The sequence below is a fragment of the Pseudoalteromonas sp. SWYJ118 genome (assembly GCF_015864505.1).
In the GTDB taxonomy this organism is placed as follows: domain Bacteria; phylum Pseudomonadota; class Gammaproteobacteria; order Enterobacterales; family Alteromonadaceae; genus Pseudoalteromonas; species Pseudoalteromonas arctica.
This window is the reverse complement of sequence record NZ_JADYXC010000007.1, coordinates 15,518-27,154: the sequence shown is the minus strand read 5'-3', so window position 1 is coordinate 27,154 and position 11,637 is coordinate 15,518. Positions and strand designations below refer to the sequence as shown.

Below are 11,637 nucleotides of genomic sequence, written 5' to 3'. Positions count from 1 at the left end.
TGTTGCTACCCAAAGCGCTAAATGCTACCTTTGGGAACATATTTTTTGTTAATAAAACAACATAAAAAAACAAATAAAAAGTAAAAGGATTTCTATAAGTAGAAATAACCCCGTGTGTAAATGCCACCGTAAGGTGGCATTTTTTTGTTTGGATAGGTATAGGCTGTAATAAGCGTATTTTGAATAAAGGCATGGCTTATAGGTGCTAACTTATAGGTGCTAACTTATAGGTGTGTAACCGGGTAAGTTATCAAAATCTACCTCATCTAGCTGCTCTGGGTTAGCATATTCATTGATATAATTTTTATAGACTTGCGACTCAATAAAAATAGCAAAAATGTCAGCATCAAGATGGTTTTTAGCAACCATTGACCCTAAAATAAATAAACACTCACTGACCGGTTTTGCTTTTTTGTAGGGCCTGTCTACTGCAGATAGCGCTTCAAAAATATCCGTAATAGCCATTAACCTTGCAGGCACCGACATTTGCTCTTTGGTTAAACCTCTTGGGTAACCAGTACCGTCAAGTTTTTCATGATGACCTAAAGCATATTCAGTCACATTGCTTAAGTGTTTAGGGAACGGCAGGGCATCTAAAATATTTTTAGTTACATCCATATGACGTTTCATTACTTCACGTTCGGCTTCGGTTAACGTGCCTCTTCGTATTGTTAAGTTTTCAACTTCATCAGCTGAGAGCAATGGTGTATTAATATCATTTATAACGAGTTGGTATTTGTTTGCAATGCGTTCAATGTGCTCAAGTTCTGCATCACCTAAAAACTCGCCCCCTACATTCACACGCTGTAATAATGCACGGTCTAATGCCAACTGTTTAAGCTCGGTATCAAGTAGGCGTTCAAATTGTTGAACCTCGATAGGTTTTTGCAGCTTCATCGCACAGATGATTTTTTGCTGATACGCTATTTTTAAATCTCGGCTAATTATTTCAAATTTAGCATCTACATATTTTATTCGATCAAAAATAGTTTCTAGTTTTGTCGACTTTTCCATAATGTGATCGGGAGTCGCGATTTTCCCACAGTCATGTAACCAGCCTGCTATATCAAGTTCATGCCGGTCGGCCTCACTCATCGAAAATGAAGCCAAAGGGCCTTTATTTATATCATGTACGGCATCAGCTAGCATTAACGTGAGTGCTGGCACTCGTTTACAATGGCCACCGGTATGAGGAGACTTTTCATCTATTGCCATCGCAATTGTTTCAGCAAAGGTTGAAAAAAGATCTTCCATTCCCTTAATTAGTGTTGAGTTAGTTAGTGAAATAGCGCCTAAAGAGGCAAAAGATCGAATTAGAGTGACAAGCTCTTCACTAAAAGGAATGTTTTTATTTTGCGCATCTTTTACATTTATAAGCTGGATTACACCAATAATGTCATCTTCATGATCTTTTAAAGGAATTGTTAGCATGGACTCAGAACGATAACCCGTGCGTGCGTCCATTTTGCGAGCTGCGCTCATATCAAAGGGCAGGGCATCATACACGTCAGGAATGTTAATCACTTCGCCAGAATTTGCAGAGTGGGCAACAATAGCGGTTTCGTTTGGTTTGCCATCTATAAAAAGATCTATATTAGGAAAATCTACAGGGCTCCCTAAAGTGCCACCTAAATAAAGATTTAATGACTTATTTATTACCGTTTCAAACTTGAGTTGTTTGTTTGGGGTAATAGAGTAAATGCTGCCAGCATCAGAATTTGCTATCGACATCACAACTTGCAGTATTTCATCAAGTAACTTAGACGAGTTTTTTTCTGTTGTTAGCCTAATACTAATATCGATAAAATGCTGAAGGTTTGTTTTGTCTTTAATGTGCTGTCGCATATGTTTACTACTTTTTAGTATGTTTGAAGGCACCATTCCAATCCTTAGCTAGTGTTTGCAAATCAGTGCCCTTAATACGTTCGATAAAAATGGTATAAACGTCAGAGCTAAATACGGTCGTGCTGTGTAGTTCTTTAAATAAGCTAAGCGCTTGTGGCCAGTTTTTATTATAAAAAAGCGTCATGGCCTGCTGTGATTTTTTAACTTCATTTAACTGTTCTTCATCGAGCTTATCTGTAAAATTTATAGGCTCAAACAACTGTATAGCCGTTGTTTTTCCGACAACTTGTACTTTATCTATTAAACGAAATGAAATATGAGGGCATTCGTTCATCGTTTCTTCTGTAACAAGAATAGCTACGCCATAAAATTTGGTCAAGCTTTCTACTCTAGCACCTAAATTAACAGTATCACCAAGAACTGTATAGGCTTTACGGTAAACCGAACCCATATCACCTACATTCATATCGCCAGTACTTAAACCGATACCAATTTTTATTGCAGGCTGATTGTTTTCTGCAAATAACTGATTTACTTGCGTTAACCCGTTAATCATACCCATAGCGGCTTCAACACCATGGCGAGCGTGGTTTTCATCTATTAGTGGAGCATTCCAAAATGCCATCACCATATCGCCTACGTACTTATCAATAGTTCCGTTATGATCAAATATGATTTTGGTAATAGCCGTAAGATATTCGTTTAAGTATTCACTTAACTGATGGGGCGACATACTTTCTGATACTGAAGTGAAACTACGAATGTCGGCAAACAACACCGTCATATTTTTTCGCTCACTTTTTTGAGATAAACTTTTACCCTGTAATATCATCTGATTTATACGCTCAGGAGGCATATATTGGTCAAACATAGATTTTATTTTTCGGCTATGTTTCATTTCAGCGATAGAACCAACAATGATGTAATAACCCGCTAATATAATGATGAGTAAAAGAGGCATTAATAAAGGTAAACTAATTTTTTGCACTGACCATAAATAAACGTTTAAAAATATAACGACACTTGTGACTGTAAGAGACAAAACAATAATAAAACGTGCGCTCTTACCGTGGCTAAAAAACGACAGTACGCTACCCGTTAATGTAATGATGAGTAAGCTTGCTCCCAGTGACCAATTAGGTTTAGATGGCAGTAGCTCTGGGTGCATTAATCCTTCAAAGATATTGGCATGAACCTCCACACCAGGGTATTGCAAACCAACAGGTGTTGATCTTAAATCAGCGAGTCCAATTGCCGATGTGCCAATAAAGGCTACTGTGCCTTCTAATTCCTCTAAACCAATTTTTTTGGTCAAAATATCGGTAGCCGAATAATAAGGGAAGCTATGCGCACGCCCTTTGTAAGGAATTAATATTTGCCCATACTCATCAGTTTGAATCCACTTATCTTGAAATTTTATACCTTCGAATAAGGTTATACCATCTAACCTATTGGAACGGGTTTCTATGTTTTCAGCAAGGGTATAAAGTCGAGCAACTTCAAGTGCTAAAGAAGGATAAAGCTTATTGCCAACTCGATTTATAAGAGCTGCTTTACGTATAAAACCATCTTCATCGCTATGTGCATTGATAAAACCGGTACCCGTTGTAGCATTTTGTAACTGTGGAATATTTACAATAGCACCAGGAAACTGGTTTATTTGTGAATTAGTATGATCCGCATTTGCCCATATAACACTGCTTTTAGCTGGCAAGTTTTGATTAGTGAGTTGTTCATCAATTAATAAAAAACCAAGAACAGTATCATTTTTAGATAATGCGCTTGCTAGTTTTGTGTCTGCATCGACTTGTTTAGTAATTTCAGCAAAGGGGATGGTGTACTTTTTTGATAAATCAGGAATTTCAGACATAATTTTTGTAACAGGGTTTTCTTCCTGTTCAGAAAAAAATATATCGAATGCAATAACAATAACACCTGCATCAGTAAGCTTTGTAACAAGGTCGGCTACTTTTGAGCGACTCCAAGGAAAGCGTCCTTGTTCTTGCATGCTCTTTTCATCGATATCAATTATTACAACGGTTTCATCAATACGCCTAGGCGTCTCTGAAAGTGTTAGTAACAACCGAGAGTCGTATATTATACCTTCTACGCGGTTCACTAACTTTGCAAGCGACCCAGTTGAAAATAGCTCTATTGATGCAATTAATAATGTAATAACAGCGCCAATGAAAAAGTGCTTTGAAGTAATTGGTTTTAAGGAGCTAATGAGTAACGCTCCTTGATAGACTAAAAATCAAAAACTCGTCCTTCTCGGCCGCACTCTATTTTTACCTGTTGAGCGTACTGCGTGTGTAAATATTTTTCTATAGCCAATAACTGTTCATCGGTTCTTGATGGATCGTGGCTAATAATAACCACATTTTTAATACTCGCTTTTATAGCAAGCTCAGCCACCTGATCTATGGTGCTATGCCCCCAACCATGTTTAAGAGGCAAGTCTGCATCTATAAATTGAGCATCATGAATTAGTAAATCAGCGCCTTCAATAAAGTTGACCCATTCGCTAATACTTGTGTTTGCTTTTTCTGGCGGATTTAGCTCATTGTCGGTAACGTAAGCCACCTTTTTTTCATCTGCTTTAATACAATAAGCAGTACCACCACCAGGGTGATTTAGTGGAGCAGTCGAAACCAAAAAATCATTAAGTGTAAATTGCTTTTGAGACGATAAATCAGTATTAAGCGTAATGCTGGCAGGTAAATCTTGATAACACACCGGAAAGTACGAACCACTCATTTGCTTTAATATGGCATCTTGGCTTTTTTTATCATCAACGTTACCCACAGTAATAGTTATATCGCGGTTGGGTTGGTAAATAGGTTTAAAAAAAGGAAACCCTTGAATATGGTCCCAATGGTTATGCGTTAGCAAAATATTGATAGGACTTTGTGTTTCTAGTAAACGTGTACCGAGCTCTACAATACCGGTACCAGAGTCTAAAATGAGATCTTTACCGTTACTTTGTTCAATGTACACACATGAGGTATTTCCTCCAAAAATGTGTGTATTACTTCCTGCTGAAGCCATTGAGCCTCTAACACCAAAAAATTCAACTTTCATAATTTAAGGCTAAGCTCCATCTTCTACAAAATTGAATTTAGAAATACTAACATTGTTAGAGTTAGTGTCATTACAGGTGCTGCTTACAACAACTTGGGTGTCATTTTGTAAGATGATTGAAGTAAATACATGTGTACTGGTACATTGGCTTGCTTCATAAAATCCGGCACCACTGGCTCCAAACGTATTATCTAAAGTACCGTCAGTTAAAATACGCGCTAACATTCCTTTATTGTTAGCCATGCCGGCTAAAATAAGTTGATTGCTACTATCGAGCGCTGCACCACTTAGCTCAGTGTTACCGCTTGACGCCAAAGTATATTCACCGACACCATTTACGGCAAAGCTAGTATCAAGCGCACCCGTAACGAGCAACCTAATAACATTGGCTTTATTTGGCGAATCAATAAGGTTTGCTATTAAATATAACTTACCCGTTGTGTCAGTTAAAATCTGCGCTATTTTATTGTTGGTATCTGTGGTTTCTTCACCTACATATTTAAAGACTTCAGTACCATTTGAGCTTAACTTCAATGCGATTAGCTTTGAAGTGCCACTTAATACTGCCTTACCACCAATGAAAATATCTGCATTGTCGGTATGTACACGGTTATAGTACTCAAAAGCTGAGCCTATGATACTTCCGCCAGTGCCAAAGTTAGGCTCAAGGGTACCTTCTGGCGTCAACATTATAACGATTGGGCTAGGAGTGCCACTTATTACGATTGACCCAACAGTAATAATGTTACCGCTATTATCAAGTGCAATACCTGTCAGGTTTACCAATTCTGCGCCACTGACAGAGGTTGTGTATACACCGTCTGTTGCAAATGAAGTGTCTAAATTACCAGACTGATCAACTTTAGCTACAAAGCCCGCTTCACCATTTTCACTATTTTTAGAGCCTGTAATAACTAAATTGCCGTCGCTTTGCTCGGTTAGAGCAACACGCGATTTACTCAAATCTATGGCAATTTCTTTATGGCCACTTTCGCTAAAGCTAGTATCGATATCACCCGCACTCGTAAAGCGTGTTAATACTAACTTAGTAATTGAGTCCGATTTAGCCGTTGATGCAAGAATATACTTACCGGCATGAGGGTCATTGCTAAGTTGTAAAACGTGCATTGATTCGTCGTTTGTCGCATCTACTAAATTATTAAGGGTAAAGTAACCATTCGTTTCAAAGTTACCAAATAATGTGGCTTGACTGTCTATTGCTGCAATAAACGGTTTTGTATTTGAATCATCATTAACACCAGCTACCCAAAGAGTGTCATTAGAGTCGATAGCTAAAGTGTTGGCAAATTGCTTACCACTTATACCATCAATTATATTAATGCCGGAGGTGCCATAGGCACTATCTAAAGTACCTTGATTATTAATCCGTGCTGAAAATAATTTTTCTGAGGCTGATACGCCAGTCGTCCCCGACAAACTAATGCCATTGTTACTAGGCTCGTGTTTAATACCTGTAATTTTAGCGCCGCCATTACCATTTCCACCATTACCATCAATATCATAAATTGCTATACCAGCATTACCAAAGGTGGTGATTAGTTCCCCATTTTTATTAATAGCTAATATTACAGTTTCTTTTTCACCGCTGTTTCTTGTTACATAACCACCTGCAAAGGCAGTAAATTCAGAATCAACAACTCCGCCTACAGCAAAAAGTTCGTCGTCTTTATCATTATCAGATATATCAATTGTTAGTGCTGCGCCACCATTGAAGTTATTGTCATTATCGCCATCAGATTTTAAATAACGAAGTAGAGAGTCTTTTGTTCCCTCTGCATTGGTAACACTCCCAACCACTAAGTAATCGGAATCATCAAAGTTCTTAATTGCAAAGCCTTCATCATCTCGATTAGCGCCGCTAACATCGACAATAGCTGGAGTAGAGTTCTCAAAATCTAGATCTGATTTTTTATAATGTATCCATAAACTATCGTTTTGAGTGCCATCAAAGCGTTTACCTACAGCCAGTATCTTATCGTCATCAATTTCAAGGTCATTAATAACAAGAGTACTCGCTTGTGAAGTACAGCGAACTCCTGAATCATTCTCACCAGAGTCAGTACTTACAACGCCAGCAGTATTCATTTCCAATAAGCAGGCTTCAGTATTTGTGCCGTCAAAACTAGAATAAGCAATAAAGAGATCTGTACCGTCAGAAATAATAGCTGTGGCTTCTTCATCATCATCTAAATCTAATATTTTTATTCCATTACTATTAAAAGCATTATTTGTTATGCCAGCGTTGGTGTAAGACACAACAATAATATCTTTATCGTCGCCATCAACAAAACCAACAAAATAAAGGTTGCCATTAAGCTCAATACTGTCTTTAAACTCACCTCCAGAAAAAATGTTTGAAAGATCAAGCTCACCTGTAATCGGGCGGCCAAATGTCACATCTTCAGTTGGAATAAGAAGCTCAATTTCATCAGTAATATTAACGGTTATGTTAACGTTTGAACTTTCATTAGGTGTGCCATCATCAGTTATAGTGACATTTAAGATATATTGATTAGTTGTTTCAAAATCAAATGGGCTTTCACCTGCGGTTGATAAAACACCAGAGCTACTATTAATTTTAAATAAAGCAGTGTTACCGCCAGTTAAACTATAAGTTAAAGTCTGGTTCTCAATATCTGACGCGCTAACAGTCCCTATGATGTCGCCATCGGTAGCATTTTCATTAATACTAAAACTTTGAACCGATGCTACAGGTGCATCGTTAACACCAGTTACGGTAATGGCCACTGTGGCTGTATTGGTTCCGCCATTATTATCACTAATCGTATAAGTTATTGTGGCAAGTCCATTGGTATTGGCTTCAGGCGTATATTGAATTTGATTGCCAACCACTGAGACCGAGCCAATATCAGCTGAGGCTGAAGAGATCACCAAGCTGTCTCCATCAGAGTCAGTATCATTTGCTAATACGTTTATCAGTATTGGTGCTGCATCTTCAGCCATGGTCGCGGTATCGTTATTGGCAACAGGCGCATCATTCACGGCAGTTATCGTAATAGCGAGCGTGGCAGTATTCGTTCCACCATTATTATCACTAACAGTATAAGTAACTGTTGCTAAGCCGTTGCTATCGGCTGCCGGTGTGTATTGAATTTGATTGCCAACTACTGAGACTGAACCAATATCAGCTGATGCTGCACTGATCGCCAGACTGTCGCCATCTACATCTGAGTCATTTTCTAATACGTTTATCAGTATTGGCGCCGCATTTTCAGCCATAGTAGCGGTATCGTTATTGGCAACAGGTACATCATTCACGGCAGTTATCGTAATAGCGACCGTGGCAGTATTTGTTCCACCATTATTATCACTAGCGGTATAAGTAACTGTTGCTAAGCCATTGCTATCAGCTGCCGGTGTGTATTGAATTTGATTGCCAACTACTGAGGCTGAGCCAATATCAGCTGAGACTGCACTGATCACCAGGCTGTCGCCGTCTTCATCTGAGTCATTGGCTAATACGTTTATCAGTATTGGCGCTGCATCTTCAGCCATAGTAGCAGTATCGTTATTGGCAACAGGTGTATCGTTCACTGCAGTTATAGTAATAGTGACCGTGGTATTATCTGTTCCACCATTATTATCACTAACGGTATAAGTAACTGTTGCTAAGCCATTGCTGTCGGCTGCCGGTGTATATTGAATTTGATTGCCAACTACTGAGACCGAACCCGTATCTGCCGAGGCTGCACTGATTGTGAGGCTGTCGCCATCTACATCTGAGTCATTGGCTAATACGTTTATTAGTATTGGCGCTGCATCTTCAGCCATGGTAGCCGAATCGGCGTTTGCTATTGGATCATCGTTTACGGAGGTAATAGTGATAGTTAACGTTGTTGTACTGGCACCACCGCTGCTATCGCTTACAGTATAAGTAACTGTTGCTACGCCGTTGTCGTCGGGTGCCGGTGTATATTGAATTTGATTGCCAACCACTGCGACCGAACCAGTATCTGCCGAGGCAGCACTGATAGTGAGGCTATCACCATCCACGTCGGAGTCATTTGCCAATACGTTTATTAGTATTGGCGCTGCATCTTCATCTATTGTAGCTGAGTCTGCGTTTACTATTGGGGCATCGTTTACGGGAGTAATAGTAATTGTTAAGTTAGTAGTTGCAGTACCGCTGTTCCCATCACTTATTGTGTAGCTAATAATTGCTGTTCCATTTGTATTAGCGGCAGGCGTGTATTGGATTTTATTATCAACAACAGATGCAGAACCTATATCTGCAGTAGCAGCTGTTATTGTAAGAGTATCGCCATCAATGTCAGAGTCGTTAGCTAGTACGTTAACTAATAACGCAGGAGCATCTTCGTTCATCGTTGCTGAGTCAGCATTTGCAGTAGGGGCATCATTAACGGATGTAATGGTAATAGTCACACTTGCTGTTCTGTCGTTTATGCCTTCATTACCAGTGCTATAGCCATCCGTAATGGTGTAAGTTAGTACTATCTCACCTGAAAAGTTTGCTGGTGGAGTAAACTGTATTTTTCCGGCGACAATAGTCGCTTCTCCAGCAATATTTTCTATGTTCGAAATACTAATCGTATCGCCATCTGCATCAGTGTCGTTAGCTAGCACGTCTAATAAAGATGCAGAGCTGTCTTCGTCTAACGTAAATTGATCGTTATTGGCTTCTGGAAAAGTATTAACGCCGCTTTCACTTAATGTTACTTGAGCTGTTGCAGTTAAGCCTTGCTCATTTGAAATTGAATAAGTAAAGCTATCTACACCAATAAAACCTAAGTCTGGTTGGTAGGTAAATGAGCCATCAACTTTTAATGTAAGCTCGCCATTTTGAGTTGTATTGATTGCCGTGGTGTTAACTGATAAATCGCCAGCCTCAATATTAAAATCGTTAATTAATAAGCCATTTTGTACTGTTACTTCAAATAGTTTATTTTTACTAAATTGATAGGCATCATTTTGTGCGACAGGGCTATCGGGTTCGCTGTTTATTATTAAAGTTACTGTTGCTGTAGAGGTTGCACCTAATGAGTCTATAGCTTGATATCGAAATTGATCAACACCATTAAAATTAGCATCCGGCACATAACTAAAGCTGCCATCAATTGCTAATAATAGTTGGCCATGTGTTGGTGCCACAATAAATGTTTCATCAACTGAAAAACTGTCATTATTTGGGTCAGTATCGTTACTAAGCACACCATTGGCTGCTGTAACCACAAGTGTCTCATCTTCGCTTAAACTATAGCTATCATTTTTTGTTACAGGGGCTACGTTAGTGTTTGAGCTTACAATAGTTACATTTGCAATAGCCTGAGCACCTTGTGCATCAACAACTCTATACTGAAAGCTGTCTTGGCCTTGCATGTTCTGCTCGCCTTGGTATTCAAAGCTACCATTATCAAAAAGGGTTAATTGTCCTCTTGTCGGTTCGCTAACAGGCGTTGTATCAACAGTTAAGTTATCTAAATCAATATCGCTATCGTTAATAAGTAAGCCAGGCGATAGGACAACTAAGGTTCCATTGTTTGTAATGTTATAAGTATTATCAAGCGCAATAGGGGCGTCGTTAACAGCTAAAATGGTTATCTCTACAACTGCGGTATCTGTCATACCTAGCTCGTTAGCAACTTGATAGCTAAAGGCATCTTCACCATTAAAGTTTGCAATAGGGATATAAGTAAAATCCCCATTTTCATTTATATCAATGGTGCCATGCTGCGGTAGAATTAATGCATCTGCATTTACACGTAAATCGCCACTGTATTGATTCGTATCATTTGTTAGAACGTTGCCTTGCAGAGTTTGATCTTCATTTATCTGAAACTGATCGGCATTAGCTTCTGGTGCAAATGCAAGCTCTCCACCCACTGGTGCTATGTTTATTATATTAGCAAAACCACTTTCACCACTGCCATCAACACCGGTAATAAGTACTTGATAACTTTTATCTGTAAGTGACTCGGTAATGCTTAATGCAGTATCTTGAATACTTAAAAATTGTTGCCCGTTTTCTAATTCATTAATATTAGTAGATGAAACTCCAGCTTGAGTTGCAATATAAACGTTATAACGATTAAGTTCGGGGTTAGCTTGCCACGAAAGATTAATATTATCTTCGTCTCGCTGAGCTGTAACACCTTCAATTTGATATGGTTGCCAGTTAAAAGTAATTGCATCAGCAAGGACTTGATTATTTAAAGTGTCAGTTATCCATATTTCTAGGCGTATCTCTCCTGGAGTTACGCCATAAAGTGCAGGGCTGAGGCCTATAATTGATTTTTCGTAGTCAAAACCACAATCAGAAGAACACAGTGATATGCTTTTATTAACACTAGGGAGCACTAAATTAACTTCAGCAATGCCATCAGTATCCGAAGCTTCAAGTAAAAAAGAAACGTTGCCTTGCACAGTTTCGTTTGTTTGTGAAAAAACAATATTAGCGCGTGTATTAGCTATGCTTGATCCAACTACTCCTCTACTTGAAGTGACAGCACCTAAAACTTTTGTATTCTTGGTTTGATTGCTCGCTATAACACCAGCCAAATTTATATAGCTAGTCACCGTTGGCGGTACTACTTCAGCCGTAGGTGATTGTATTGTCTCTTGAGCAGGGCTTTCTTCTGAGCCTCCACAGGCACTTAACAAAAACACCATAGAACCAAGCAAAAATATATTTTTTGCTGTCATTTTAAATAC

The 11,637-nt window shown here is 38.7% G+C and carries 4 protein-coding genes; all 4 read right to left on the bottom strand.

What is annotated here, in order from left to right; all coding sequences use genetic code 11:
- Nucleotides 1–219: 219 nt before the first annotated feature.
- Entirely contained in the window at nucleotides 220–1,881 is a 1,662-nt protein-coding gene (locus I6F48_RS08900) for an HD domain-containing phosphohydrolase (RefSeq protein WP_007586383.1), read from the bottom strand.
- Complete coding sequence (locus I6F48_RS21495) at nucleotides 1,853–3,964, bottom strand: CHASE2 domain-containing protein (protein ID WP_331458714.1); 2,112 nt, start codon at nucleotides 3,962–3,964, stop codon at nucleotides 1,853–1,855. The genes I6F48_RS08900 and I6F48_RS21495 overlap by 29 nt, the downstream gene beginning before the upstream one ends.
- Nucleotides 3,965–4,092: 128 nt before the next feature.
- The gene (locus I6F48_RS08890) at nucleotides 4,093–4,926 is read right to left on the bottom strand and encodes an MBL fold metallo-hydrolase (RefSeq protein ID WP_165740586.1); all 834 of its coding nucleotides are present in this window, start codon (nucleotides 4,924–4,926) and stop codon (nucleotides 4,093–4,095) included.
- A 9-nt stretch (nucleotides 4,927–4,935) separates the two neighbouring features.
- Nucleotides 4,936–11,628 (bottom strand): Ig-like domain-containing protein, encoded by a 6,693-nt coding sequence (locus tag I6F48_RS08885; RefSeq protein ID WP_197119266.1) that lies wholly within the window; start codon nucleotides 11,626–11,628, stop codon nucleotides 4,936–4,938.
- Between the last annotated feature and the right edge of the window lie 9 nt (nucleotides 11,629–11,637).